Genomic DNA, 23,349 nt, shown 5'->3' on the forward strand with positions numbered 1-23,349 from the left:
CATTGTTTTTTGCCTAATGATGAACCACCTGGGTATGTGGGTTATAAAACGTAATGAAGGGAGGAACACAACATGCCTACAATTAATCAGCTAATTCGCAAGGGACGCGTGAGCAAAGTTGAAAACTCTAAGTCACCTGCACTAAACAAAGGATACAACAGCTTTAAAAAAGAGCACACTAACGTATCTTCTCCACAAAAACGCGGGGTATGTACTCGTGTGGGTACAATGACACCGAAAAAACCGAACTCAGCACTTCGTAAATATGCTCGTGTTCGTTTGACTAACGGAATCGAGGTTACTGCCTACATTCCTGGTATCGGTCACAACCTGCAAGAGCACAGCGTTGTACTGATCCGCGGCGGACGTGTAAAAGACTTACCGGGGGTACGCTACCACATCGTTCGTGGCGCGCTTGATACTGCCGGAGTTGAAAACCGTGCGCAAGGCCGTTCTAAATACGGTACGAAACGTCCTAAAGCAAAGTAATCAAATAAATCATTAAAACTATGAAGGGAGGATATTCAGATGCCACGTAAAGGTCCTGTAGCAAAAAGAGATGTTTTACCTGATCCGCTTTACAACTCTAAGCTGGTATCCCGCCTGATCAACAAAATGATGATCGACGGTAAAAAAGGTAAATCTCAAACAATCCTATACAAGTCATTCGATATCATTAAAGAACGCACTGGCAATGATGCAATGGAGGTTTTCGAACAAGCATTGAAAAACATCATGCCTGTACTTGAAGTAAAAGCACGCCGTGTAGGTGGAGCTAACTACCAAGTGCCTGTAGAAGTTCGTCCTGAACGCCGTACAACTCTTGGTCTTCGCTGGTTGGTTAACTATGCGCGTCTTCGCGGAGAAAAAACAATGGAAGAGCGCCTGGCTAACGAAATTCTTGATGCAGCTAACAACACTGGTGCTGCCGTTAAGAAACGTGAAGACACTCACAAGATGGCAGAAGCGAACAAAGCATTTGCTCACTACCGCTGGTAGGATTCATATAATCAAAATAATAATTCCCTAATAAGGAAGGAGAAATTACCCAATGGCAAGAGAGTTCTCCTTAGAAAAAACTCGTAATATCGGGATCATGGCTCACATCGATGCCGGTAAAACGACTACTACAGAACGGATCTTGTTCTACACAGGCCGTATCCACAAAATTGGCGAAACTCACGAAGGTGCTTCGCAAATGGACTGGATGGAGCAGGAACAAGAACGCGGTATCACAATCACTTCTGCAGCAACGACTGCACAGTGGAAAGGTTACCGTGTAAACATCATCGATACACCGGGACACGTAGACTTCACAGTTGAAGTTGAACGTTCACTCCGTGTACTTGATGGTGCGGTTGCCGTACTTGATGCTCAATCTGGTGTTGAGCCTCAGACAGAAACAGTATGGCGCCAAGCAACAACTTACGGAGTGCCGCGCGTTGTATTTGTCAACAAAATGGACAAAATCGGCGCAGACTTCCTTTACTCTGTAGGCACTTTAAGAGACCGTCTTCAAGCTAACGCTCACGCAATTCAATTGCCGATCGGCGCTGAAGACAACTTCGAAGGTATCATCGACTTAGTAGAAAACGTTGCGTATTTCTATGAAGATGACCTTGGAACTCGTTCAGATGCGAAAGAAATCCCTGAAGAGTACAAAGAGCAAGCTGAAGAGCTTCGCAGCAGCCTGATTGAAGCTGTAGCTGAGCTTGATGAAGAGCTTATGGAAAAGTACCTTGAAGGTGAAGAAATCACTATCCCTGAACTGAAAGCTGCTATCCGTAAAGGTACACTGAATGTTGAATTCTACCCTGTACTTGTTGGATCTGCTTTCAAAAACAAAGGTGTTCAGCTTGTACTTGATGCTGTTCTTGACTACCTTCCTGCGCCAACTGATGTTGCTGCAATCAAAGGTGTACGTCCTGACACAGATGAAGAGATCGTTCGTCATTCTTCTGATGAAGAGCCATTCTCTGCACTTGCATTTAAAGTTATGACTGACCCTTATGTCGGTAAGCTGACATTCTTCCGCGTATATTCCGGTACACTTGATTCCGGTTCATATGTAAAGAACTCTACAAAAGGCAAGCGTGAGCGCGTAGGACGTATCCTTCAAATGCACGCTAACAGCCGTGAAGAGATCTCTACTGTTTACGCTGGAGACATCGCAGCTGCTGTAGGTCTAAAAGATACTTCTACTGGAGATACTCTATGTGATGAGAAGGATCTTGTAATCCTTGAATCAATGGAATTCCCAGAGCCTGTTATCGACGTAGCGATTGAGCCTAAATCAAAAGCTGACCAAGATAAAATGGGTATCGCTTTAGCGAAACTTGCTGAAGAAGATCCTACATTCCGTACACAAACAAACCCTGAAACAGGTCAAACAATCATCTCTGGTATGGGTGAGCTTCACCTTGATATCATTGTTGATCGTATGAAGCGTGAGTTCAAAGTTGAAGCTAACGTTGGTGCTCCTCAAGTTGCGTACCGTGAGACATTCCGTACCGGTGCAAAAGTTGAAGGTAAATTCGTACGTCAATCAGGCGGACGCGGTCAGTTCGGTCATGTTTGGATCGAATTTGAACCGAACGAAGAAGGCGCTGGCTTTGAATTCGAAAACGCAATCGTCGGTGGTGTTGTTCCTCGTGAATACATCCCAGCCGTACAAGCAGGTCTTGAAGACTCTCTTGAAAATGGTGTCCTAGCCGGATTCCCGCTAATCGACATCAAGGCGAAACTTTTTGATGGATCTTACCATGATGTTGACTCAAACGAAATGGCGTTTAAAGTCGCTGCTTCTATGGCATTGAAAAATGCAGTCAGCAAATGTAACCCAGTTCTTCTTGAACCAATCATGAAAGTTGAAGTTGTTATTCCTGAAGAATACATGGGAGACATCATGGGTGATGTTACTTCTCGTCGCGGACGCGTAGAAGGTATGGAAGCTCGCGGTAACGCTCAAGTTGTGCGTGCGATGGTACCTCTTGCTGAAATGTTCGGTTACGCTACTGCCCTTCGTTCTAACACGCAAGGACGCGGTACGTTCACAATGTTCATGGATCACTACGAAGAAGTGCCGAAGAGCATCGCTGAAGAAATTATCAAAAAAAATAAAGGCGAATAATTGATTTTGCCACTTAACTCAAGTATAACTACTATTGTAAGATGAGGAAGTGAAAGCTTGCTTTCACTTTCTATCACTCTATACATTACTAATTAAAAGCTCTTAAGGAGGATTTTAGAATGGCTAAAGAAAAATTCGACCGTTCCAAATCACATGCCAATATCGGTACAATTGGACACGTTGACCATGGTAAAACAACATTAACTGCTGCTATCTCAACAGTACTTCATAAGAAATCTGGTAAAGGTACAGCTATGGCGTACGATCAAATTGATGGTGCTCCAGAAGAACGTGAGCGCGGTATCACAATCTCTACTGCACACGTTGAGTACGAAACTGACACTCGTCACTATGCACACGTTGACTGCCCAGGACACGCTGACTATGTTAAAAACATGATCACTGGTGCTGCGCAAATGGACGGAGCTATCCTTGTAGTATCTGCTGCTGATGGCCCAATGCCACAAACTCGTGAGCACATCCTTCTTTCTAAAAACGTTGGTGTACCATACATCGTAGTATTCCTTAACAAATGCGACATGGTAGACGACGAAGAGCTTCTTGAGCTTGTTGAAATGGAAGTTCGCGATCTTCTTAGCGAATACGACTTCCCTGGTGATGATGTACCAGTTGTTAAAGGTTCTGCTCTTAAAGCTCTTGAAGGTGACGCTGAGTACGAAGAAAAAATTCTTGAACTTATGGCTGCAGTTGACGAGTACATCCCAACTCCAGAACGCGACACTGACAAACCATTCATGATGCCAGTTGAGGACGTATTCTCAATCACTGGTCGTGGTACAGTTGCTACTGGCCGTGTAGAACGCGGACAAGTTAAAGTCGGTGACGAAGTTGAAATCATCGGTCTTCAAGAAGAAAACAGCAAAACAACTGTTACAGGTGTTGAAATGTTCCGTAAGCTTCTTGACTATGCTGAAGCTGGAGACAACATCGGTGCGCTTCTTCGCGGTGTAGCTCGTGAAGACATCCAACGTGGACAAGTACTTGCTAAACCAGGTACAATCACTCCACATAGCAAATTCAAAGCTGAAGTTTACGTTCTTTCTAAAGAAGAGGGTGGACGTCATACTCCATTCTTCTCTAACTACCGTCCTCAGTTCTACTTCCGTACAACTGACGTAACTGGTATCATCAATCTTCCAGAAGGCGTAGAAATGGTTATGCCTGGAGATAACACTGAAATGATCGTTGAACTTATCTCTACAATCGCTATCGAAGAAGGAACTCGTTTCTCTATTCGTGAAGGCGGACGTACAGTTGGTTCAGGCGTTGTTTCTACAATCACTGAGTAATCGACTCGTTCATTAATGCGGGGTCCCTTATGGGGCCTCGTTTTTTTGTTTCCCCGCTGATTCCATGTATAATAGAACGTATACAAATTTTAGGAGCAGACCGATGAACGATAACTTCAAGAAAACCAATCGTATTTCAATGCTTCAGCAATTGCTGATTAATGGCAGTGAACAAACCATTATGATTAATGGTGATGACAGGAGTAATCCGCTGCTTTTGTTTTTGCACGGCGGTCCCGGCACTCCTCAAATCGGCTATGCGAGAAAATACCAGAATAAGCTGGAAAAGCATTTCACCGTTGTGAACTGGGATCAGAGGGGGGCGGGTCTCTCTTATTCAAAGGAAATTCCGGGTTCATCTATGACCTTGGATCAGCTGACAGCCGATACCATTCATTTGACCGAACGCTTATGCAAGCAATTCAGCAGGCAAAAAATATATATCGCCGGTTATTCGTGGGGTTCAGTTCTGGCGCTTCATGTTCTTCAAGAGAGACCTGATTTGTATTATGCGTATATCGGTATCAGTCAGGTGGTTAATATTCAAAAGGAAGAAACGGAAGCTTACCGGCTGATGATGGAATGGAGCAGGCGACGCAAACATTTCCTGCTGGAAAAGACGCTTAGCTTTATCGGAGCGCCTCCATGGGAGAAACAGCTGCAGCGAACGTTGTTTCTGCTTTGTATCGAGATGAGGGGAGGGGGCTTTACCCATCATCCGATCGGCGCTCTTAAAGCAGGGGGACGAATGCTGTTTGGTGAACCGTACGGTGTGAGAGGGAGCTTCTTAGCCGCGCGGGGACAAATGTTCAGCCTGAAACACCTGTGGGAGGATCTTATTTTCTTTGATGCCGGGGAATCAGTTTCTTCTATTATAATACCGTGCTGTTTTATGTCAGGGAGATACGATTTGACGGTCCCGGGGACGACGTCTTATGAATATTATCAGAAGGTTGATGCGCCGTATAAAGAATGGCATTGGTTTGAGAACTCAGCCCATTCGCCTCACTTGGAGGAGCCGGATCGCTTTGCCGAAGTTGTCAGCCGGTTCGCATCGTTCCATCTCTGAAAGAAAACAGGCATATCCTTGATTAATCATGGTATCACCTGTATAATAATCAAAGTGTGAAAACCACAAGGTTCTTTAAATAAACCTTGCAACATGCGTCTATTTTCTGTATAATAGTGTATGTTGGTCTTTGACTGCGATGAAGTGAGAGGTTGCTGACACACCCGGCCGCTTTGCCATGGCAAGGTGATCAGGTTTTTCTCACGGAGAACTGTCTAACGTGATGTAGGCGAAAAGGAGGGAAAATAATGGCAAAACAAAAAATTCGTATTCGTTTAAAAGCATATGATCATAGAATCCTTGATCAATCTGCAGAGAAGATTGTTGAAACGGCAAAACGTTCTGGTGCCAGCGTATCTGGTCCGATTCCGTTGCCAACTGAAAAATCAGTTTACACAATCCTTCGTGCGGTGCACAAATACAAAGATTCTCGTGAGCAATTTGAAATGCGTACACATAAACGTTTAATCGACATTGTGAACCCAACACCACAAACTGTTGATGCTCTCATGCGATTAGACTTACCATCTGGTGTCGATATCGAAATCAAACTTTAATTCTAAAATATAGAATGATCTTAATAGGAGGTGTGACGAATGACCAAAGGAATCTTAGGAAGAAAAATTGGTATGACGCAAGTATTCGCAGAGAACGGTGATCTTATCCCGGTAACTGTTATTGAAGCAGCTCCAAACGTTGTTCTTCAAAAGAAAACAGCTGAAAACGATGGCTATGAAGCGATCCAGCTTGGTTTTGACGATAAGCGTGAAAAGCTTTCAAACAAACCGGAAAAAGGACACGTTGCAAAAGCGGAAACTGCTCCTAAGCGCTTCGTTAAAGAATTACGCGGCGTGGATATGGATGCGTATGAAATTGGTCAGGAAGTCAAGGTTGAAATTTTCTCTGCAGGAGAAATCGTAGATGTAACAGGAGTATCTAAAGGTAAAGGTTTCCAAGGTGCAATCAAGCGCCACGGACAATCTCGCGGACCTATGTCTCACGGTTCACGCTACCACCGTCGTCCTGGTTCAATGGGACCTGTAGATCCTAACCGTGTATTCAAAGGTAAACTATTACCTGGACGCATGGGCGGAGATCAAATCACTGTCCAAAACCTTGAAATCGTAAAAGTAGATGCTGAGCGCAATCTTCTTTTGATTAAAGGTAACGTACCTGGTGCGAGAAAAACTTTAATCACTGTTAAAAGTGCTGTTAAATCTAAATAAGTCTCTTAGGAAAGGAGGAAATTGATCATGCCAAAAGTAGCATTATACAACCAAAACGGTTCTACTGCTGGTGATATCGAATTAAACGCGTCTGTATTTGGAATTGAGCCAAATGAGAGCGTAGTATTCGACGCTATTCTTATGCAAAGAGCTTCCTTACGTCAAGGATCTCACAAAGTAAAAAATCGTTCTGAAGTACGCGGCGGAGGTCGCAAACCATGGCGTCAAAAAGGTACAGGTCGTGCCCGTCAAGGTTCAATCCGTTCACCGCAATGGCGCGGAGGTGGTGTCGTATTCGGCCCAACACCACGCAGCTATTCTTACAAATTACCTAAAAAAGTTCGCCGCTTGGCAATCAAATCAGTATTGTCTTCTAAAGTGAACGACAACAACATTATTGTTCTTGAAGATCTTACTCTTGATACGGTTAAAACAAAAGAAATGGCAGTTATCCTTAAAGGATTATCTGTTGAGAAAAAAGCTTTAATCGTAACTGCGGATGCAAACGAAGCAGTATCTCTTTCTGCACGCAACATCCCTGGAGTTACAGTTGTTCAAGCTAACGGAATCAACGTGTTAGACGTTGTCAACCACGAGAAGCTTCTGATTACAAAAGCTGCGGTTGAAAAAGTAGAGGAGGTGCTTGCATAATGAAAGATCCTCGTGATGTTCTTAAGCGCCCCGTCATTACTGAACGTTCTGCTGATTTAATGACTGAAAAGAAATATACTTTTGAAGTTGATGTAAGAGCTAATAAAACAGAAGTGAAAGATGCAGTTGAAAGTATCTTTGGAGTGAAAGTTGACAAAGTCAACATCATGAACTACAAAGGGAAATCAAAACGTGTCGGCCGCTACACTGGTATGACTAGCCGTCGCAGAAAAGCGATCGTAAAACTTACTGCAGACAGCAAAGAAATCGAAATTTTTGAAGCTTAATTATCTGTAAAAAGAAGGAGGGAAATTCAAAATGGCGATTAAAAAGTATAAACCGACCTCTAACGGACGTCGTGGCATGACAACTTCAGATTTTGCTGAAATCACGACTGACCAGCCGGAAAAATCCTTGCTTGCGCCCCTTCACAAAAAAGGCGGACGTAACAACCAAGGTAAATTGACTGTACGTCACCAAGGTGGCGGACACAAACGCCAATACCGTGTTATCGACTTCAAACGCGATAAAGATGGTATACCTGGACGCGTTGCTACAGTTGAGTACGATCCAAACCGTTCAGCTAACATTGCACTAATCAACTATGTAGACGGAGAAAAACGTTACATTCTTGCACCAAAAGGAATTCAAGTAGGTACTGAAATCATGTCCGGCCCTGAAGCTGACATCAAAGTAGGTAACGCACTTCCGCTTATCAACATCCCTGTTGGTACAGTTGTGCATAACATTGAATTAAAACCTGGTAAAGGCGGACAGCTTGTACGTTCAGCTGGTACATCTGCTCAGGTTCTTGGTAAAGAAGGCAAATACGTTCTTGTACGTCTTAACTCTGGTGAAGTTCGCATGATCCTTTCTGCTTGCCGCGCTTCTATCGGTCAAGTAGGTAACGAGCAGCACGAACTTATCAACGTTGGTAAAGCAGGACGCTCTCGCTGGAAAGGCATCCGCCCTACAGTCCGCGGTTCTGTAATGAACCCTAACGATCACCCGCACGGTGGTGGTGAAGGTCGCGCGCCAATCGGACGTAAATCACCAATGTCTCCTTGGGGCAAACCGACTCTTGGATTCAAGACACGTAAGAAAAAGAACAAATCTGATAAATTTATCGTACGTCGTCGTAAAAATAAATAACGGGGTTGTCTACGGTTCATTTCGGACCGTAGTGCAATCACGAAGGGAGGTTCCAAAATGGCTCGCAGCTTGAAAAAAGGACCATTTGTCGATGGACACTTGATGACAAAAATCGAGAAATTAAATGAAACGGACAAGAAACAAGTTGTAAAAACTTGGTCTCGCCGTTCAACTATTTTCCCACAATTTATCGGTCACACTATCGCAGTATATGACGGACGTAAACACGTGCCTGTATTCATTTCTGAAGACATGGTAGGCCACAAGTTGGGCGAATTCGCACCGACTCGTACTTACAAAGGCCACGCCAGTGACGATAAAAAAACAAGACGCTAAGAGAGGAGGCTTTTAAATGCAAGCTAAAGCTGTTGCAAGAACAGTCCGTATTGCTCCTCGTAAAGCACGTCTAGTAATGGACCTGATTCGAGGTAAGCAAGTAGGCGAAGCAGTATCTATCCTGAACTTAACTCCGAGAGCTGCTTCTCCGATCATCGAAAAAGTTTTAAAATCTGCTATCGCAAATGCTGAGCACAACTACGAGATGGACGCTAACAATCTGGTTATTTCTCAGGCATTTGTTGACGAAGGCCCAACGTTAAAAAGATTCCGCCCGCGTGCTATGGGACGTGCGAGCCAAATCAACAAACGTACGAGCCACATTACAATCGTTGTATCAGAAAAGAAGGAGGGATAAGTAGTGGGTCAAAAGGTAAATCCAGTCGGTCTTCGTATCGGAGTCATTCGTGATTGGGAATCTAAGTGGTACGCTGGTAAAGATTACGCTGACTTCCTGCACGAAGATTTAAAAATTCGTGAATTCATTAGCAAACGCCTTTCTGACGCTTCTGTTTCTAAAGTAGAAATCGAGCGCGCAGCAAACCGCGTTAACATTACGATCCACACTGCTAAGCCTGGTATGGTAATCGGTAAAGGCGGATCTGAAGTTGAAGCACTTCGTAAAGCCCTTAACAGCCTTACTGGCAAGCGTGTACACATTAACATTCTTGAAATCAAAAGAGCAGATCTTGATGCTCAGCTTGTAGCTGACAACATCGCTCGTCAACTAGAAAACCGTATTTCTTTCCGCCGTGCGCAGAAACAACAAATCCAACGCACTATGCGTGCTGGAGCACAAGGTGTGAAAACAATGGTTTCCGGCCGTCTTGGCGGAGCTGACATTGCTCGTTCTGAATACTACAGTGAAGGAACTGTTCCATTGCACACTTTACGTGCTGACATCGACTATGCAACATCTGAAGCTGACACAACTTACGGTAAGCTTGGTGTAAAAGTCTGGATCTATCGTGGAGAGGTTCTTCCTACTAAGAAGAAAACTGAGGAAGGAGGAAAATAATATGTTATTACCAAAACGCGTTAAATATCGCAGAGAGCATCGCGGAAAAATGCGCGGTCGCGCTAAAGGCGGTACTGAAGTACATTTTGGTGAGTACGGTATCCAGGCTCTTGAAGCTTCTTGGATCACAAACCGTCAAATCGAAGCTGCACGTATTGCGATGACTCGTTACATGAAACGTGGCGGTAAAGTTTGGATTAAAATTTTCCCTTCAAAACCTTACACTGCTAAACCGCTTGAGGTACGGATGGGTTCCGGTAAAGGGGCTCCTGAAGGCTGGGTAGCTGTTGTAAAACCGGGCAAAGTTTTATTTGAAATTTCTGGTGTGTCTGAAGAGGTAGCTCGTGAAGCTCTTCGTCTTGCATCTCACAAATTGCCAATTAAAACGAAGTTCGTAAAACGTGAAGAAATTGGTGGTGAATCAAATGAAAGCTAATGAAATTCGTGACCTTACCACTGCTGAAATTGAACAAAAAGTAAAGTCTCTTAAAGAAGAACTTTTCAATCTTCGCTTTCAATTAGCGACAGGACAACTTGAAAATACTGCTCGCATTCGTGAAGTGCGCAAAGCTATCGCGCGCATGAAAACTGTGATTCGTGAAAGAGAAATTGCTGCCAACAAATAATCACTGAGGGGAGGTCGTGAGCATGAGCGAACGTAACCAACGCAAAGTTTACCAAGGCCGTGTTGTTTCTGACAAAATGGATAAAACCATCACTGTTGTTGTTGAAACATACAAAAAGGATCCTATTTACGGTAAACGCGTAAAATACTCAAAGAAATTCAAAGCACATGATGAAAATAACCAAGCTAAAATCGGAGACATCGTAAAGATCATGGAAACTCGTCCATTATCTGCAACTAAGCGTTTTCGTCTAGTAGAAGTTGTCGAAGAAGCTGTTATTATCTAATAAAGTTCGGAATTCTTTTTCCGAAGGGAGGTAACAAATAATGATTCAACAAGAGACTCGTTTAAAAGTTGCTGACAACTCCGGTGCGCGTGAGGTACTTACTATTAAAGTTCTTGGCGGTTCTGGACGTAAAACGGCTAACATTGGTGATGTAATTGTTTGCACGGTTAAACAAGCAACACCAGGAGGCGTTGTCAAAAAAGGTGAAGTCGTAAGAGCTGTTATCGTTCGCACAAAAAGCGGAGCACGCAGAACTGACGGATCATACATCAGCTTCGATGAGAATGCATGTGTTATCATCCGTGACGACAAGAGCCCGCGTGGAACTCGTATCTTCGGACCGGTTGCCCGTGAATTACGTGAAAACAACTTCATGAAAATTGTTTCTCTGGCTCCAGAAGTTATCTAATGAAATAAATGCCTTACTCAAGGAGGTGCGATCAGGATGCATGTGAAAAAAGGCGATAAAGTAATGGTTATCTCTGGTAAAGATAAAGGCAAACAAGGTACGATCCTTGCTGCTTTCCCTAAAAAGGACCGCGTTCTAGTTGAGGGCGTAAACATGGTGAAGAAGCACTCTAAAGCAACTCAAGCAAACCCTCAAGGCGGTATTTCTAATCAAGAGGCGCCAATTCATGTATCAAACGTTATGCCGCTCGATCCTAAAACAGGTGAAGTGACTCGCGTAGGATACAAAGTGGAAGATGGCAAAAAAGTTCGTGTTGCAAAAAAATCTGGGCAAGTCTTAGATAAATAGTATTTAAAGGAAGGGAGGTCTATCTCATGAACCGCCTTAAAGAAAAGTACAATAAAGAAATTTCACCTGCTTTAATGACGAAGTTCAACTACGACTCTGTTATGCAGGTGCCAAAAATCGAAAAAATCGTAATCAACATGGGTGTCGGTGATGCTGTTCAAAACGCAAAAGCAATCGACAGTGCTGTTGAAGAATTAACGTTTATCGCAGGTCAAAAACCTGTCGTTACTCGTGCGAAGAAATCAATTGCTGGATTCCGTCTTCGTGAGGGAATGCCTATCGGTGCGAAAGTAACTCTTCGCGGAGAGCGCATGTATGATTTCCTTGATAAACTTATTTCTGTATCTTTACCGCGTGTACGTGACTTCCGCGGGATTTCTAAGAAATCTTTCGACGGTCGCGGAAACTACACTCTTGGTATCAAAGAACAGTTAATCTTCCCTGAAATTGACTACGATAAAGTAACAAAGGTTCGCGGAATGGACATCGTTATCGTAACGACTGCTAACTCTGACGAAGAGGCTCGTGAGCTATTAACTCAAGTAGGTATGCCGTTCCAGAAATAATCAATGAAAGGGAGGCGAAATCGTGGCTAAAAAGTCAATGATTGCGAAACAACAACGTACACCAAAGTTTAAAGTGCAAGAGTACACTCGCTGTGAACGCTGCGGACGTCCGCACTCAGTCATTCGTAAATTTAAACTTTGCCGTATTTGTTTCCGTGAGCTTGCATATAAAGGACAAATTCCTGGCGTGAAAAAAGCCAGCTGGTAATCCCCAAGAATGGGAAGGAGGTAATTATATAATGGTTATGACAGATCCAATTGCAGATATGCTGACTCGTATTCGCAATGCAAACATGGTACGTCATGAGAAGCTTGAAATTCCTGCTTCTAAATTGAAAAGAGAAATTGCTGACATTTTAAAGCGTGAAGGTTTCATTCGTGACGTTGAGTTCGTAGAAGACAGCAAACAAGGTATCATCCGCGTTTTCTTGAAATACGGACAAAACAACGAGCGCGTTATCACTGGTCTTAAAAGAATCAGCAAACCAGGTTTGCGTGTATACGCTAAATCAAATGAAGTACCTCGCGTACTTAACGGTCTTGGAATCGCGATTATTTCTACATCACAAGGTGTTTTAACGGACAAAGAAGCCCGTGCAAAACAAGCTGGTGGAGAAGTTCTAGCATACGTTTGGTAAGAAGTTTAACAAGAATGGAGGTGTTTTAGTATGTCTCGTGTAGGTAAAAAACTGCTTGAGATCCCTTCTGGAGTTACAGTAACGCTGAACGAAGGCAACACTGTAGCTGTAAAAGGACCAAAAGGAGAATTAACTCGTACTTTCCATCCTGATATGGAAATCAAAATTGAGGACAACGTGCTTACAGTTACTCGTCCTTCTGATCACAAAGAGCACCGTGCGCTGCATGGTACGACTCGCAGTCTGCTTGGAAACATGGTTGAAGGCGTATCTAAAGGATTTGAAAGAGGTTTGGAATTAGTCGGTGTCGGTTATCGTGCGGCTAAATCCGGAAACAAACTTGTTTTAAACGTTGGATACTCTCACCCTGTTGAGATCGTTCCTGAAGAGGGCATCGAAATCGAAGTTCCTTCTCAAACTAAAGTAGTTGTAAAAGGTACAGACAAAGAGCGTGTAGGAGCTATCGCTGCTAACATCCGCGCTGTACGTTCTCCAGAGCCTTACAAAGGTAAAGGAATCCGCTACGAAGGTGAAGTTGTTCGCCGTAAAGAAGGTAAATCTGCTAAGTAAGACCGCTTAAAGTGAAGAAAGGAGTGACCTAAGGATGATTACGAAAACTAGCAAAAATGCTGCTCGTCAAAAAAGACATGCCCGTGTTCGTGCTAAACTTTCAGGCACAGCTGAAAGACCTCGTCTGAATGTGTTCCGTTCAAACAAACACATTTATGCTCAAATCATCGATGATGTAAATGGCGTTACACTTGCTAGTGCCTCTACTCTCGATAAAGATTTGAACGTGGAAAGCACTGGTGACAGCGCTGCTGCTGCTAAAGTCGGTGAACTCGTTGCGAAACGCGCTTCTGAGAAAGGTGTTTCTGACGTAGTATTTGACCGCGGCGGATACTTATACCATGGACGTGTAAAAGCTCTGGCCGATGCAGCTCGTGAAGCCGGACTGAAATTTTAATAAAAAAAGGAGGGACACATGATTATGCGTCGTATTGACCCAAGCAAATTAGAGTTAGAAGAACGCTTAGTTACGGTTAACCGCGTAGCGAAAGTTGTTAAAGGTGGTCGTCGTTTCCGTTTCGCAGCTCTAGTCGTTGTCGGTGACAAAAACGGTCACGTAGGTTTCGGTACTGGTAAAGCACAAGAAGTACCTGAAGCAATCCGCAAAGCTGTTGAAGATGCGAAAAAGAATTTGATTGAAGTACCAATGGTTGGAACTACGATTCCACACGAAATCATCGGACGTTTCGGTGCAGGCAATATCTTGTTGAAACCTGCTTCTGAAGGTACTGGAGTTATCGCTGGAGGCCCTGTACGTGCGGTACTTGAGCTTGCTGGCGTTGCTGATATCCTTTCTAAGTCTTTAGGTTCTAACACACCGATCAACATGATCCGTGCAACACTTCAAGGTTTAAGTGAGCTTAAACGTGCCGAAGAGGTTGCGAAGCTTCGTGGAAAATCTGTAGAAGAACTGTTAGGATAAGGAGGGAACATTAATGGCTAAATTAGAAATTACCCTCAAACGCAGTGTAATCGGTCGCCCGGAAGATCAGCGCGTTACTGTAAGAACACTTGGTTTAAAGAAAACAAACCAAACTGTCGTTCATGAAGATAACGCTGCGATCCGCGGTATGATTAATAAAGTATCTCATCTAGTTTCTGTTAAAGAACAATAAAAATAAATTATAGGCTAAGGAGGTGTCCTAATGAAACTTCATGAATTAAAGCCTTCAGAAGGTTCACGTAAAGTACGCAATCGCGTAGGTCGTGGTATTGGTTCTGGTAACGGTAAAACAGCTGGTAAAGGTCACAAAGGTCAAAACGCTCGTTCTGGCGGCGGTGTACGCCCTGGATTCGAGGGGGGACAAATGCCTTTATTCCAACGTCTTCCTAAACGCGGTTTTACAAACATCAACCGTAAGGATTACGCTATTGTGAACGTAGACAAATTGAACGGTTTTGCGGAAGGAACGGAAGTCACTCCTGAACTTCTTCTTGAGACTGGTGTTATTAGCAAACTTAATGCAGGAGTAAAGATTCTTGGCAACGGTAAATTAGAGAAAAAATTAACTGTAAAAGCCAATAAATTCTCTGCTTCTGCGAAAGAAGCTGTTGAAGCTGCTGGCGGTACAGCTGAGGTGATCTAACTTGTTTAAGACAATCTCCAACTTTATGCGTGTGAGTGATATTCGGAATAAAATCATTTTTACATTACTCATGCTTATCGTCTTTCGCATAGGTGCGTTTATCCCTGTGCCATATGTAAATGCTCAGGCGTTGCAGACACAAAGTTCGATGGGGGTTTTTGATCTCCTTAACACATTTGGCGGCGGTGCGCTTTATCAGTTCTCCATTTTTGCGATGGGAATTACGCCTTACATCACTGCTTCAATCATCATTCAGCTGCTTCAGATGGATGTTGTGCCGAAGTTTACCGAGTGGTCTAAGCAAGGTGAAGTCGGCCGCCGTAAATTAGCTCAGTTCACGAGATATTTTACGATTGTGCTTGGTTTTATCCAGGCATTAGGTATGTCTTACGGGTTTAACAACCTGGCAAACGGTATGCTGATTGAAAAATCCGGCATATCGACATATCTGATTATTGCTTTAGTACTCACTGGAGGAACTGCTTTTTTAATGTGGCTGGGAGAACAAATTACTTCCAATGGAGTAGGTAACGGAATTTCGATCATCATCTTCGCGGGGATTGTGGCTAGTATTCCGAAAACTGTTGGGCAGATTTATGAGACTCAATTTGTCGGCAGCAGCGATCAGCTGTTTATTCATATTGTGAAAATCGCTTTACTGGTGATTGCGATTTTGGCCGTTATTGTTGGTGTTATTTTCATTCAGCAGGCCGTACGCAAAATCGCGATTCAATATGCAAAAGGGCAAGGTCGTTCACCTGTTGGCGGAGGCCAGTCAACTCACCTTCCGCTTAAAGTGAATCCGGCAGGGGTTATTCCGGTAATCTTTGCGGTTGCGTTTCTTATTACGCCGCGTACTATCGCGTCATTTTTCGGAGAGAACGATGTGACAAAGTGGATTCAAGCCAACTTTGACAATACACATCCGGTGGGCATGGCGGTTTATGTCGCATTAATTATCGCCTTTACGTACTTCTATGCTTTTGTGCAGGTAAACCCTGAACAAATGGCTGATAACCTTAAAAAACAGGGTGGCTATATCCCGGGGGTTCGTCCAGGGAAAATGACTCAAGATAGAATTACGAGCATTTTGTATCGACTTACGTTTGTGGGTTCTATATTCTTAGCCGTGATTTCCATTCTTCCTATCTTTTTCATTCAATTCGCTGGATTGCCTCAAAGTGCACAGATTGGCGGAACATCATTGTTAATTGTCGTCGGGGTAGCCTTGGAGACAATGAAGCAGCTGGAGAGCCAGTTAGTGAAACGTAATTACCGAGGATTTATGAAAAATTAGAGGACTGGTTTTAACCATTCCTCTAAATAAGAGAGGACGGGGGAAATCCGAATGAACTTAGTCTTAATGGGACTTCCTGGAGCCGGTAAAGGCACACAGGGAGAACGAATTGTTGAGGATTATGGGATACCTCATATCTCAACGGGAGATATGTTCCGTGCTGCTATGAAAGAAGAAACACCACTCGGACTCGAAGCAAAGTCTTATATTGATAAAGGCGAGCTCGTACCGGACGAAGTCACAATCGGCATTGTCAAAGAAAGACTCGGCAAAGATGATTGTGAAAGAGGTTTTCTTCTGGACGGATTTCCGCGAACAGTCGCTCAGGCTGAAGCTCTTGAAAACATTCTTGAGGAATACGGCAAGCCGATTGATTATGTCATTAACATTAAAGTAGACAAAGACTCTTTAATGGAACGTTTGACTGGACGCAGAATTTGCAGTGTTTGCGGCACAACCTACCATTTGGTTTTCAATCCGCCGAAAACGCCGGGTGTTTGTGATAAAGACGGAGGAGACCTTTATCAACGGGCAGATGATAATGAGGAAACCGTCTCAAAACGGCTTGAGGTCAACATGAAGCAGACTCAGCCTTTACTCGATTTTTATTCTGAGAAAGGGTATCTTGTCAACGTCAATGGCCAGCAGGACATTAACGACGTGTACAAAGATGTGAAAGAGCTTCTTGGAGGATTGAGCAAATGATTATCTGTAAGACCCCTCGTGAGCTTGGCATCATGCGGGAAGCAGGGCGAATCGTGGCTTTGACTCATGAAGAGATGAAAAAGCACATTAAACCAGGAATCTCGACAAAAGAATTGGATCAAATTGCCGAACGTTTTATTGAGAAGCAGGGTGCAATCCCATCTTTTAAGGGGTATAATGGGTTTCGCGGGAGCATCTGTGTATCAGTTAATGAAGAACTCGTTCACGGAATTCCCGGTAAAAGGGTTTTGCGTGACGGTGACATTATCAGCATTGATATCGGTGCTAAATTAAATGGTTATCATGGTGACTCTGCTTGGACATATCCGGTAGGAAACATCAGTGATGATGATAAACGACTGCTGGAAGTGACAGAGGAGTCTTTATATAAAGGCTTGAAGGAAGCAAAACCAGGTGAACGTTTGTCGAATATTTCCCACGCAATACAAACGTATGTCGAAAATGAGCAGTTTTCAGTTGTTAGGGAGTATGTCGGACATGGTGTTGGTCAAGACTTGCATGAGGATCCGCAAATTCCTCATTACGGTCCGCCAAACAAAGGACCTAGGCTGAAGCCTGGTATGGTTCTCGCTATAGAACCGATGGTTAACGCTGGCAGCCGATATGTGAAAACATTGGCTGATAACTGGACGGTTGTAACGGTAGATGGGAAAAAGTGTGCTCATTTTGAACATACGATTGCGATTACGGAAACGGGTTTTGATATACTGACAAAAGTCTAGATGATGAAATGAATTCCATGACATATGTTTTTCATTCCGCACCTGGGCAGATTGTAGGTTTACAATTGGTCGGAAGAAGAACCGGCTAGCTGCTGTCATCGGAATGAAGATTCATCATCGTGTACTAAAGCAGACGGAGAAAAGCGTACATTTCATTCTCCTTAGAAAAAGAATATCAATCATTCACCCTTTATGATTGCGTATCTCCGGAAGTTCAGAACAGTATAAACGAAACAGGGCGTGTGACAAACGGATAACTGAGATTTTCTCTTTTGAAATTTGTCAGAGAGCAAGTTACTGATTTGAAGAAGGGAGAACACTTGAATGGCGAAAGACGATGTAATTGAAGTGGAAGGTACGATTGTCGAAACACTGCCAAACGCGATGTTCAAAGTTGAACTCGAAAATGGCCATACGGTTTTGGCTCACGTATCTGGTAAAATCCGCATGCACTTCATTCGCATTTTACCTGGAGACAAAGTTACGGTAGAATTATCTCCATATGACTTAACTCGTGGCAGGATTACGTACCGTTACAAATAAAGCACTCCGGAAACTGAAGGAGGTTGGAAACACATGAAAGTGAGACCATCAGTTAAACCAATCTGCGAGAAATGTAAAGTTATTCGCAGAAAAGGAAAAGTAATGGTGATCTGTGAAAATCCAAAGCATAAACAAAAACAAGGATAATTAATAAGGAGGTGCCCAGAGAATGGCTCGTATTGCTGGTGTAGATATCCCACGTGACAAACGTGTTGTTATTTCTTTAACATATGTCTTCGGAATTGGCCGCACAACGGCTCAGCAAGTCTTGAAAGAGGCTGGTGTTTCTGAAGATACTCGTGTGCGTGATCTTACTGAAGAAGAACTTGGTAAAATCCGTGATGTTATTGACAAACTGAAAGTAGAAGGTGACCTTCGCCGTGAAGTTTCTCTTAACATCAAGCGTCTGATCGAAATCGGAAGCTACCGCGGAATCCGCCATCGCAGAGGTTTGCCTGTTCGCGGACAAAACTCTAAAAACAATGCGCGTACTCGTAAAGGTCCGCGTCGTACTGTAGCTAACAAGAAAAAATAAGTAAGGGAGGTACCTAAACAATGGCTGCTGCTCGTAAACAAAACACGCGTAAACGTCGCGTGAAAAAGAATATTGAGTCAGGAATCGCTCATATTCGTTCAACTTTCAACAACACGATCGTTACGATCACTGATACTCATGGTAATGCTCTTTCTTGGTCAAGTGCCGGAGCTCTAGGATTCAGAGGTTCTCGTAAATCTACTCCTTTTGCTGCGCAAATGGCTGCTGAAACAGCTGCTAAAGGTTCAATCGAACACGGACTTAAAACTCTTGAAGTAACTGTTAAAGGACCAGGTTCTGGCCGTGAAGCTGCAATCCGTGCTTTACAAGCTGCCGGACTTGAAGTTACAGCTATCAGAGACGTAACTCCTGTTCCTCATAATGGATGCCGTCCACCAAAACGTCGCCGCGTGTAATTTGTTTGTATAGATTTTGTGTCCCTGTCAATAATGGGTTATGATACAGTTATTTATGAAACGAATGCACCGACTCGTTGCCTGAGCACATACGGGACTAAACAATGGGGAATTTCGGATGGAATCTCATATGATTCTATTCGAGGTTTCGACGTTTTGAAGGAGGGTTTTAAGTAATGATCGAGATTGAAAAACCAAAAATCGAAACGGTTGAAATCAGCGACGATGCCAAATTTGGTAAGTTTGTCGTAGAGCCGCTTGAGCGTGGATATGGTACAACTCTGGGTAACTCCTTACGTCGTATCCTCTTATCCTCACTCCCTGGTGCCGCTGTAACATCGATCCAGATAGATGGTGTACTGCACGAATTCTCGACAATCGAAGGCGTTGTGGAAGATGTTACAACGATAATCTTGCACATTAAAAAGCTTGCATTGAAAATCTACTCTGATGAAGAGAAGACGCTTGAAATTGATGTACAGGGCGAAGGAACTGTCACAGCAGCTGATATTACACACGACAGCGATGTTGAAATCCTTAATCCGGATCTTCATATTGCGACTCTTGGTGAGAATGCGAGTTTCCGAGTTCGCCTTACTGCACAAAGAGGGCGTGGGTATACACCTGCTGATTCGAACAAAAGAGACGATCAGCCAATCGGCGTGATTCCGATCGATTCAATCTTTACGCCAGTTTCTCGTTTATCTTATCAGGTAGAAAACACTCGTGTAGGCCAGGTTGCAAACTATGACAAACTTACACTTGATGTTTGGACTGACGGAAGCACTGGACCGAAGGAAGCAATTGCTCTCGGTTCAAAGATTTTAACTGAACACCTTAATATATTCGTCGGTTTAACTGACGAAGCTCAGCATGCTGAAATCATGGTTGAAAAAGAAGAGGATCAAAAAGAAAAAGTTCTTGAAATGACGATTGAGGAACTTGATCTTTCTGTCCGTTCTTACAACTGCTTGAAGCGTGCGGGCATTAACACGGTTCAAGAACTTGCGAACAAGACGGAAGAAGATATGATGAAAGTTCGCAACCTGGGACGCAAATCACTTGAAGAAGTGAAAGCGAAACTAGAAGAACTTGGACTCGGCCTTCGCAAAGACGATTGATCTAGTTTCCATGTGAACTAGGATTTTCGTGTGTTTTTTATTTAGAAACAGCATTCCATTAAAGGAGGGGACATCACATGTCATACAGAAAACTAGGACGTACGAGTTCACAGCGTAAAGCTATGCTTCGTGATCTTACAACAGATTTGATCATCAACGAAAGAATTGAAACAACTGAAACACGTGCGAAAGAACTTCGCTCTGTTGTTGAAAAGATGATCACTCTTGGTAAGCGCGGTGACTTGCATGCTCGTCGTCAAGCAGCTGCATACATTCGCAACGAGGTTGCTAATGAAGAAAATAACCAAGATGCACTTCAAAAATTATTCTCTGACATTGCAACTCGTTACGAGGAGCGCCAAGGCGGATACACACGTATTATGAAGCTTGGTCCTCGCCGTGGTGACGGTGCACCAATGGCAATCATCGAATTGGTTTAATCACATATTTTTGTGTATCTAAAGAAGGGCGGGACAGTTTCTAACTGGATCTATGCCCTTTTTTTAGATATCAGAACTTTTTATCATGAGACAGAAAAGCAGAGCTATAGCTGAGAGGAGGTCAGGCGCCCGTGGATCAAAAACAGCTTATATCCGTAAAAGACATTCTATTCCGTTACCGCAAAGATGCAGAAAGACCGGCGCTGGACGGTGTGAGTCTGGAGGTATACGAAGGAGAATGGCTTTCTATCGTAGGCCACAACGGTTCAGGGAAGTCGACTTTGGCCAGAGCGCTGAACGGGCTGATTTTGCCCGAGGCCGGAGAAATTGAAGTCGGCGGCATCAAACTGACTGAGGATACCGTGTGGGATGTGCGAAAAAAAATAGGGATGGTCTTTCAGAATCCCGATAACCAATTTGTCGGAACGACTGTTCGCGATGATGTGGCTTTTGGTTTAGAAAACAATGGTGTTCCGCGCGAAGAAATGATTGAGAGAGTAGATTGGGCTGTCACACAAGTCAATATGCAGGATTTTCTTGATCAAGAGCCGCACCATCTCTCCGGAGGTCAAAAACAAAGAGTGGCGATCGCGGGGATTATTGCCGCGCGTCCTGATATTATGATTTTGGATGAAGCGACATCCATGCTTGACCCGATTGGGAGAGAAGAAGTCCTTGATACTGTCAGACGCTTAAAAGATCAGGGCATGGCCACCGTCATTTCGATAACACATGACCTGGAAGAAGCCGCAAGGGCGGACAGGATCATTGTGATGAACGGCGGCAGGAAATATGCAGAGGGCACGCCTGAAGAGATTTTTAAATTAAACGAAGACTTGGTTCGCATCGGTCTTGATTTGCCTTTCTCATTCCAGCTCAGCCTGCTTTTGAAAGAAAGCGGACTGGCGTTAACGAAAAACCATCTGACTCAGGAAGGGCTGGTGAATGAGCTGTGGACATTAAAATCAAAGATGTAGAACACCGCTATCAAATGAAGACACCGTTTGAACGGCTGGCTCTGTATGATATCAATGCCGTGATAAAAGAGGGCAGCTACGTTGCCGTCATCGGGCATACAGGGTCGGGCAAATCGACGCTCCTGCAGCATTTAAACGGTTTGCTGAAACCGACTAAAGGACAGCTTGAACTCGGGAGCACGATTCTGGCAGTCGGTAAAAAGAATAAAGACCTTAAGACTTTGCGAAAAAAAGTCGGAATCGTTTTCCAATTTCCCGAACATCAGCTGTTTGAAGAGACTGTGCTGAAGGACATCGCATTCGGACCGATGAATTTCGGTGTAAAAAAAGAAGACGCTGAACGGAAAGCAAAAGAAATGCTGGGGCTTGTGGGCCTTCCGGAAGACATTTTGGATCGTTCACCATTTGAGCTCAGCGGCGGCCAGATGCGCAGAGTGGCGATTGCCGGCGTTCTCGCGATGGAGCCGGAAGTGCTGGTTTTGGATGAACCGACGGCCGGTCTTGATCCGAGAGGGCGCCAGGACATTATGGACATGTTCTATGCGCTTCATCAGCGGGGAAACCTGACTACCGTTCTCGTCACCCACAGCATGGAGGACGCCGCCCGCTACGCTGACGAAATGATCGTCATGCACAAAGGAACCATTAAAGCGACGGGGAGTCCGCGTGACTTGTTTGTAAAAGGTGAAGAGATGGCCGAAATGGGACTGGATCTTCCTGAATCGGTGAAGTTTCAGAGACGGCTTGAGAAGGCTCTCGGAGTCAAGTATGAAAAACCCATGCTGACCCTGCAGGATGCCGCCAGTGAAATTAAGGCTTTCTTTCAGGAGGAAAAGGACCAATGATGGACAGCATGATTATCGGAAAGTATGTTCCCGGATCATCGCTTATTCACCGATTGGACCCGCGAACAAAACTTGTCAGCATTTTTCTTTTTGTATGTATCGTCTTTTTGGCAAACAACGTACAGACGTATGCTTTGCTCGGTTTGTTTACATTCGGGGTGATCGCCTTGACTCGCGTGCCGTTCAGCTTTTTGCTGAAGGGGCTTAAGCCGATTATCTGGATTGTGGCGTTTACCTTTTTATTACACATTTTCATGACGCATGAAGGATCTGTCATTTTTCAGCTTGGCTGGTTTAAAGTGTATGAGGGCGGACTTATACAGGGTATTTTTATCTCCCTCCGTTTCGTTTACCTTATCTTTATGACGACGCTGCTGACGCTGACAACAACGCCGATTGAAATAACGGATGGAATGGAGCAGCTCCTGAATCCTTTTAAAAAGGTGAAGCTGCCCGTACACGAACTCGCATTGATGATGTCGATATCATTGCGATTTATCCCGACATTGATGGAAGAGACAGATAAAATCATGAAGGCGCAAATGGCGAGGGGTGCGGACTTTACAAGCGGCCCGGTGAAAGACAGAATCAAAGCGGTTGTTCCGCTGCTTGTCCCGCTGTTTGTCAGCGCCTTTAAACGCGCGGAAGAGCTCGCGGTCGCCATGGAGGCGAGAGGCTACCAGGGCGGTGAGGGGAGAACGAAATACAGAAAGCTCGTCTGGACCGGAAAGGATACCGGAGCTATTCTGCTCATCATGGTATTAGCCGTGTTATTGTTTTTCTTAAGAAGTTAGAGGTGCTGCTGA

38 protein-coding genes and 1 pseudogene are annotated in these 23,349 nt (G+C 44.0%); all 39 read left to right on the plus strand.

Annotated features, from left to right (window positions below; all coding sequences use genetic code 11):
- Positions 1-72: 72 nt before the first annotated feature.
- Entirely contained in the window at positions 73-489 is a 417-nt protein-coding gene (gene rpsL, locus BGM27_RS18895; protein WP_003156445.1) for a 30S ribosomal protein S12, read from the plus strand.
- Between the two features lie 39 nt (positions 490-528).
- Entirely contained in the window at positions 529-999 is a 471-nt protein-coding gene (rpsG, locus tag BGM27_RS18900) for a 30S ribosomal protein S7 (protein ID WP_003156447.1), read from the plus strand.
- A 52-nt stretch (positions 1,000-1,051) separates the two neighbouring features.
- On the plus strand, positions 1,052-3,130 hold the full coding sequence (gene fusA, locus BGM27_RS18905) for an elongation factor G (RefSeq protein ID WP_007410399.1): 2,079 nt from the start codon (positions 1,052-1,054) through the stop codon (positions 3,128-3,130).
- A gap of 119 nt (positions 3,131-3,249) precedes the next feature.
- Complete coding sequence (tuf, locus tag BGM27_RS18910) at positions 3,250-4,440, plus strand: elongation factor Tu (RefSeq protein ID WP_007410400.1); 1,191 nt, start codon at positions 3,250-3,252, stop codon at positions 4,438-4,440.
- 103 nt (positions 4,441-4,543) lie between these two features.
- Positions 4,544-5,509: an alpha/beta fold hydrolase gene (locus BGM27_RS18915; protein ID WP_007410401.1), complete on the plus strand. Its 966-nt coding sequence runs from the start codon at positions 4,544-4,546 to the stop codon at positions 5,507-5,509.
- Positions 5,510-5,757: 248 nt separating this feature from the next.
- Positions 5,758-6,066, plus strand: a complete 309-nt coding sequence (gene rpsJ, locus BGM27_RS18920; protein WP_003156464.1) for a 30S ribosomal protein S10 — start codon at positions 5,758-5,760, stop codon at positions 6,064-6,066.
- 39 nt (positions 6,067-6,105) lie between these two features.
- Positions 6,106-6,735: a 50S ribosomal protein L3 gene (gene rplC, locus BGM27_RS18925; RefSeq protein ID WP_007410402.1), complete on the plus strand. Its 630-nt coding sequence runs from the start codon at positions 6,106-6,108 to the stop codon at positions 6,733-6,735.
- Positions 6,736-6,762: 27 nt separating this feature from the next.
- A complete protein-coding gene (rplD, locus tag BGM27_RS18930; protein ID WP_007410403.1) occupies positions 6,763-7,386 on the plus strand; it encodes a 50S ribosomal protein L4 in 624 nt (207 codons plus the stop codon).
- The gene (gene rplW, locus BGM27_RS18935; protein ID WP_003156467.1) at positions 7,386-7,673 is read left to right on the plus strand and encodes a 50S ribosomal protein L23; all 288 of its coding nucleotides are present in this window, start codon (positions 7,386-7,388) and stop codon (positions 7,671-7,673) included. The genes rplD and rplW overlap by 1 nt, the downstream gene beginning before the upstream one ends.
- Before the next feature lie 31 nt (positions 7,674-7,704).
- Positions 7,705-8,538, plus strand: a complete 834-nt coding sequence (gene rplB / locus BGM27_RS18940) for a 50S ribosomal protein L2 (RefSeq protein ID WP_003156470.1) — start codon at positions 7,705-7,707, stop codon at positions 8,536-8,538.
- Between the two features lie 57 nt (positions 8,539-8,595).
- Positions 8,596-8,874 (plus strand): 30S ribosomal protein S19, encoded by a 279-nt coding sequence (gene rpsS, locus BGM27_RS18945; RefSeq protein WP_003156472.1) that lies wholly within the window; start codon positions 8,596-8,598, stop codon positions 8,872-8,874.
- Between the two features lie 16 nt (positions 8,875-8,890).
- The gene (gene rplV, locus BGM27_RS18950; protein ID WP_003156475.1) at positions 8,891-9,232 is read left to right on the plus strand and encodes a 50S ribosomal protein L22; all 342 of its coding nucleotides are present in this window, start codon (positions 8,891-8,893) and stop codon (positions 9,230-9,232) included.
- Between the two features lie 3 nt (positions 9,233-9,235).
- Positions 9,236-9,892, plus strand: a complete 657-nt coding sequence (rpsC, locus tag BGM27_RS18955; protein WP_003156476.1) for a 30S ribosomal protein S3 — start codon at positions 9,236-9,238, stop codon at positions 9,890-9,892.
- A 1-nt stretch (position 9,893) separates the two neighbouring features.
- The gene (gene rplP / locus BGM27_RS18960) at positions 9,894-10,328 is read left to right on the plus strand and encodes a 50S ribosomal protein L16 (RefSeq protein WP_003156478.1); all 435 of its coding nucleotides are present in this window, start codon (positions 9,894-9,896) and stop codon (positions 10,326-10,328) included.
- Entirely contained in the window at positions 10,318-10,518 is a 201-nt protein-coding gene (gene rpmC / locus BGM27_RS18965) for a 50S ribosomal protein L29 (RefSeq protein WP_003156482.1), read from the plus strand. The genes rplP and rpmC overlap by 11 nt, the downstream gene beginning before the upstream one ends.
- Positions 10,519-10,540: 22 nt before the next feature.
- On the plus strand, positions 10,541-10,804 hold the full coding sequence (gene rpsQ / locus BGM27_RS18970; protein ID WP_003156484.1) for a 30S ribosomal protein S17: 264 nt from the start codon (positions 10,541-10,543) through the stop codon (positions 10,802-10,804).
- A 40-nt stretch (positions 10,805-10,844) separates the two neighbouring features.
- Positions 10,845-11,213, plus strand: a complete 369-nt coding sequence (rplN, locus tag BGM27_RS18975; RefSeq protein ID WP_007410404.1) for a 50S ribosomal protein L14 — start codon at positions 10,845-10,847, stop codon at positions 11,211-11,213.
- A gap of 36 nt (positions 11,214-11,249) precedes the next feature.
- Positions 11,250-11,561, plus strand: a complete 312-nt coding sequence (rplX, locus tag BGM27_RS18980; RefSeq protein WP_020953852.1) for a 50S ribosomal protein L24 — start codon at positions 11,250-11,252, stop codon at positions 11,559-11,561.
- Between the two features lie 26 nt (positions 11,562-11,587).
- Positions 11,588-12,127, plus strand: a complete 540-nt coding sequence (gene rplE / locus BGM27_RS18985) for a 50S ribosomal protein L5 (RefSeq protein WP_003156487.1) — start codon at positions 11,588-11,590, stop codon at positions 12,125-12,127.
- Between the two features lie 22 nt (positions 12,128-12,149).
- Positions 12,150-12,335: a 30S ribosomal protein S14 gene (gene rpsN, locus BGM27_RS18990; protein WP_003156488.1), complete on the plus strand. Its 186-nt coding sequence runs from the start codon at positions 12,150-12,152 to the stop codon at positions 12,333-12,335.
- A 31-nt stretch (positions 12,336-12,366) separates the two neighbouring features.
- Positions 12,367-12,765, plus strand: coding sequence for a 30S ribosomal protein S8 (rpsH, locus tag BGM27_RS18995; protein WP_003156489.1), 399 nt, complete (start codon positions 12,367-12,369; stop codon positions 12,763-12,765).
- A 30-nt stretch (positions 12,766-12,795) separates the two neighbouring features.
- Complete coding sequence (rplF, locus tag BGM27_RS19000) at positions 12,796-13,335, plus strand: 50S ribosomal protein L6 (RefSeq protein ID WP_003156490.1); 540 nt, start codon at positions 12,796-12,798, stop codon at positions 13,333-13,335.
- Between the two features lie 34 nt (positions 13,336-13,369).
- Positions 13,370-13,732, plus strand: coding sequence for a 50S ribosomal protein L18 (rplR, locus tag BGM27_RS19005; RefSeq protein WP_003156492.1), 363 nt, complete (start codon positions 13,370-13,372; stop codon positions 13,730-13,732).
- Between the two features lie 24 nt (positions 13,733-13,756).
- Complete coding sequence (rpsE, locus tag BGM27_RS19010) at positions 13,757-14,257, plus strand: 30S ribosomal protein S5 (RefSeq protein WP_003156493.1); 501 nt, start codon at positions 13,757-13,759, stop codon at positions 14,255-14,257.
- 13 nt (positions 14,258-14,270) lie between these two features.
- Positions 14,271-14,450: a 50S ribosomal protein L30 gene (gene rpmD / locus BGM27_RS19015; protein ID WP_003156497.1), complete on the plus strand. Its 180-nt coding sequence runs from the start codon at positions 14,271-14,273 to the stop codon at positions 14,448-14,450.
- 30 nt (positions 14,451-14,480) lie between these two features.
- Positions 14,481-14,921: a 50S ribosomal protein L15 gene (gene rplO, locus BGM27_RS19020; RefSeq protein WP_007410405.1), complete on the plus strand. Its 441-nt coding sequence runs from the start codon at positions 14,481-14,483 to the stop codon at positions 14,919-14,921.
- Between the two features lies 1 nt (position 14,922).
- Positions 14,923-16,218, plus strand: a complete 1,296-nt coding sequence (gene secY, locus BGM27_RS19025; protein ID WP_007410406.1) for a preprotein translocase subunit SecY — start codon at positions 14,923-14,925, stop codon at positions 16,216-16,218.
- A gap of 51 nt (positions 16,219-16,269) precedes the next feature.
- Complete coding sequence (locus BGM27_RS19030) at positions 16,270-16,923, plus strand: adenylate kinase (RefSeq protein ID WP_007410407.1); 654 nt, start codon at positions 16,270-16,272, stop codon at positions 16,921-16,923.
- Positions 16,920-17,666 carry a type I methionyl aminopeptidase gene (gene map / locus BGM27_RS19035; RefSeq protein WP_007410408.1) on the plus strand — a complete coding sequence of 249 codons (747 nt, stop codon included), beginning with the start codon at positions 16,920-16,922 and terminating at the stop codon, positions 17,664-17,666. Before BGM27_RS19030 ends, map begins: the two co-directional genes overlap by 4 nt.
- Positions 17,667-17,688: 22 nt before the next feature.
- Positions 17,689-18,013, plus strand: a pseudogene (locus tag BGM27_RS20655) (KOW domain-containing RNA-binding protein).
- Positions 17,991-18,209, plus strand: coding sequence for a translation initiation factor IF-1 (infA, locus tag BGM27_RS19040; RefSeq protein ID WP_003156508.1), 219 nt, complete (start codon positions 17,991-17,993; stop codon positions 18,207-18,209). The pseudogene BGM27_RS20655 and the gene infA overlap by 23 nt, the downstream one beginning before the upstream one ends.
- Positions 18,210-18,242: 33 nt before the next feature.
- Positions 18,243-18,356, plus strand: a complete 114-nt coding sequence (gene rpmJ / locus BGM27_RS19045) for a 50S ribosomal protein L36 (protein ID WP_003156543.1) — start codon at positions 18,243-18,245, stop codon at positions 18,354-18,356.
- A gap of 22 nt (positions 18,357-18,378) precedes the next feature.
- On the plus strand, positions 18,379-18,744 hold the full coding sequence (gene rpsM / locus BGM27_RS19050) for a 30S ribosomal protein S13 (protein WP_003156545.1): 366 nt from the start codon (positions 18,379-18,381) through the stop codon (positions 18,742-18,744).
- Positions 18,745-18,764: 20 nt separating this feature from the next.
- Complete coding sequence (gene rpsK / locus BGM27_RS19055; protein WP_007410409.1) at positions 18,765-19,160, plus strand: 30S ribosomal protein S11; 396 nt, start codon at positions 18,765-18,767, stop codon at positions 19,158-19,160.
- A gap of 176 nt (positions 19,161-19,336) precedes the next feature.
- Positions 19,337-20,281, plus strand: coding sequence for a DNA-directed RNA polymerase subunit alpha (locus BGM27_RS19060; RefSeq protein ID WP_003156549.1), 945 nt, complete (start codon positions 19,337-19,339; stop codon positions 20,279-20,281).
- Positions 20,282-20,358: 77 nt separating this feature from the next.
- Complete coding sequence (rplQ, locus tag BGM27_RS19065) at positions 20,359-20,721, plus strand: 50S ribosomal protein L17 (RefSeq protein WP_003156550.1); 363 nt, start codon at positions 20,359-20,361, stop codon at positions 20,719-20,721.
- 131 nt (positions 20,722-20,852) lie between these two features.
- Positions 20,853-21,698 carry an energy-coupling factor ABC transporter ATP-binding protein gene (locus BGM27_RS19070; protein WP_007410410.1) on the plus strand — a complete coding sequence of 282 codons (846 nt, stop codon included), beginning with the start codon at positions 20,853-20,855 and terminating at the stop codon, positions 21,696-21,698.
- A complete protein-coding gene (locus BGM27_RS19075) occupies positions 21,674-22,543 on the plus strand; it encodes an energy-coupling factor ABC transporter ATP-binding protein (protein ID WP_007410411.1) in 870 nt (289 codons plus the stop codon). The genes BGM27_RS19070 and BGM27_RS19075 overlap by 25 nt, the downstream gene beginning before the upstream one ends.
- Positions 22,540-23,337 (plus strand): energy-coupling factor transporter transmembrane component T family protein, encoded by a 798-nt coding sequence (locus BGM27_RS19080; RefSeq protein WP_007410412.1) that lies wholly within the window; start codon positions 22,540-22,542, stop codon positions 23,335-23,337. The genes BGM27_RS19075 and BGM27_RS19080 overlap by 4 nt, the downstream gene beginning before the upstream one ends.
- The last annotated feature ends 12 nt before the right edge of the window (positions 23,338-23,349 follow it).

Source organism: Bacillus sp. FJAT-27001 (assembly GCF_019039175.1).
Classification (GTDB): Bacteria; Bacillota; Bacilli; order Bacillales; family Bacillaceae; genus Bacillus; species Bacillus velezensis.

Bases quoted from the DNA above. Each gene is read 5' to 3' on its own strand.
- rpsL (WP_003156445.1), top strand. From the start codon at position 73: ATGCCTACAATTAATCAGCTAATTCGCAAGGGACGCGTGAGCAAAGTT.
- rpsG (WP_003156447.1), top strand. From the start codon at position 529: ATGCCACGTAAAGGTCCTGTAGCAAAAAGAGATGTTTTACCTGATCCG.
- fusA (WP_007410399.1), top strand. From the start codon at position 1,052: ATGGCAAGAGAGTTCTCCTTAGAAAAAACTCGTAATATCGGGATCATG.
- tuf (WP_007410400.1), top strand. From the start codon at position 3,250: ATGGCTAAAGAAAAATTCGACCGTTCCAAATCACATGCCAATATCGGT.
- BGM27_RS18915 (WP_007410401.1), top strand. From the start codon at position 4,544: ATGAACGATAACTTCAAGAAAACCAATCGTATTTCAATGCTTCAGCAA.
- rpsJ (WP_003156464.1), top strand. From the start codon at position 5,758: ATGGCAAAACAAAAAATTCGTATTCGTTTAAAAGCATATGATCATAGA.
- rplC (WP_007410402.1), top strand. From the start codon at position 6,106: ATGACCAAAGGAATCTTAGGAAGAAAAATTGGTATGACGCAAGTATTC.
- rplD (WP_007410403.1), top strand. From the start codon at position 6,763: ATGCCAAAAGTAGCATTATACAACCAAAACGGTTCTACTGCTGGTGAT.
- rplW (WP_003156467.1), top strand. From the start codon at position 7,386: ATGAAAGATCCTCGTGATGTTCTTAAGCGCCCCGTCATTACTGAACGT.
- rplB (WP_003156470.1), top strand. From the start codon at position 7,705: ATGGCGATTAAAAAGTATAAACCGACCTCTAACGGACGTCGTGGCATG.
- rpsS (WP_003156472.1), top strand. From the start codon at position 8,596: ATGGCTCGCAGCTTGAAAAAAGGACCATTTGTCGATGGACACTTGATG.
- rplV (WP_003156475.1), top strand. From the start codon at position 8,891: ATGCAAGCTAAAGCTGTTGCAAGAACAGTCCGTATTGCTCCTCGTAAA.
- rplP (WP_003156478.1), top strand. From the start codon at position 9,894: ATGTTATTACCAAAACGCGTTAAATATCGCAGAGAGCATCGCGGAAAA.
- rpmC (WP_003156482.1), top strand. From the start codon at position 10,318: ATGAAAGCTAATGAAATTCGTGACCTTACCACTGCTGAAATTGAACAA.
- rpsQ (WP_003156484.1), top strand. From the start codon at position 10,541: ATGAGCGAACGTAACCAACGCAAAGTTTACCAAGGCCGTGTTGTTTCT.
- rplN (WP_007410404.1), top strand. From the start codon at position 10,845: ATGATTCAACAAGAGACTCGTTTAAAAGTTGCTGACAACTCCGGTGCG.
- rplX (WP_020953852.1), top strand. From the start codon at position 11,250: ATGCATGTGAAAAAAGGCGATAAAGTAATGGTTATCTCTGGTAAAGAT.
- rplE (WP_003156487.1), top strand. From the start codon at position 11,588: ATGAACCGCCTTAAAGAAAAGTACAATAAAGAAATTTCACCTGCTTTA.
- rpsH (WP_003156489.1), top strand. From the start codon at position 12,367: ATGGTTATGACAGATCCAATTGCAGATATGCTGACTCGTATTCGCAAT.
- rplF (WP_003156490.1), top strand. From the start codon at position 12,796: ATGTCTCGTGTAGGTAAAAAACTGCTTGAGATCCCTTCTGGAGTTACA.
- rplR (WP_003156492.1), top strand. From the start codon at position 13,370: ATGATTACGAAAACTAGCAAAAATGCTGCTCGTCAAAAAAGACATGCC.
- rpsE (WP_003156493.1), top strand. From the start codon at position 13,757: ATGCGTCGTATTGACCCAAGCAAATTAGAGTTAGAAGAACGCTTAGTT.
- rpmD (WP_003156497.1), top strand. From the start codon at position 14,271: ATGGCTAAATTAGAAATTACCCTCAAACGCAGTGTAATCGGTCGCCCG.
- rplO (WP_007410405.1), top strand. From the start codon at position 14,481: ATGAAACTTCATGAATTAAAGCCTTCAGAAGGTTCACGTAAAGTACGC.
- BGM27_RS19030 (WP_007410407.1), top strand. From the start codon at position 16,270: ATGAACTTAGTCTTAATGGGACTTCCTGGAGCCGGTAAAGGCACACAG.
- map (WP_007410408.1), top strand. From the start codon at position 16,920: ATGATTATCTGTAAGACCCCTCGTGAGCTTGGCATCATGCGGGAAGCA.
- infA (WP_003156508.1), top strand. From the start codon at position 17,991: ATGGCGAAAGACGATGTAATTGAAGTGGAAGGTACGATTGTCGAAACA.
- rpmJ (WP_003156543.1), top strand. From the start codon at position 18,243: ATGAAAGTGAGACCATCAGTTAAACCAATCTGCGAGAAATGTAAAGTT.
- rpsM (WP_003156545.1), top strand. From the start codon at position 18,379: ATGGCTCGTATTGCTGGTGTAGATATCCCACGTGACAAACGTGTTGTT.
- rpsK (WP_007410409.1), top strand. From the start codon at position 18,765: ATGGCTGCTGCTCGTAAACAAAACACGCGTAAACGTCGCGTGAAAAAG.
- BGM27_RS19060 (WP_003156549.1), top strand. From the start codon at position 19,337: ATGATCGAGATTGAAAAACCAAAAATCGAAACGGTTGAAATCAGCGAC.
- rplQ (WP_003156550.1), top strand. From the start codon at position 20,359: ATGTCATACAGAAAACTAGGACGTACGAGTTCACAGCGTAAAGCTATG.
- BGM27_RS19080 (WP_007410412.1), top strand. From the start codon at position 22,540: ATGATGGACAGCATGATTATCGGAAAGTATGTTCCCGGATCATCGCTT.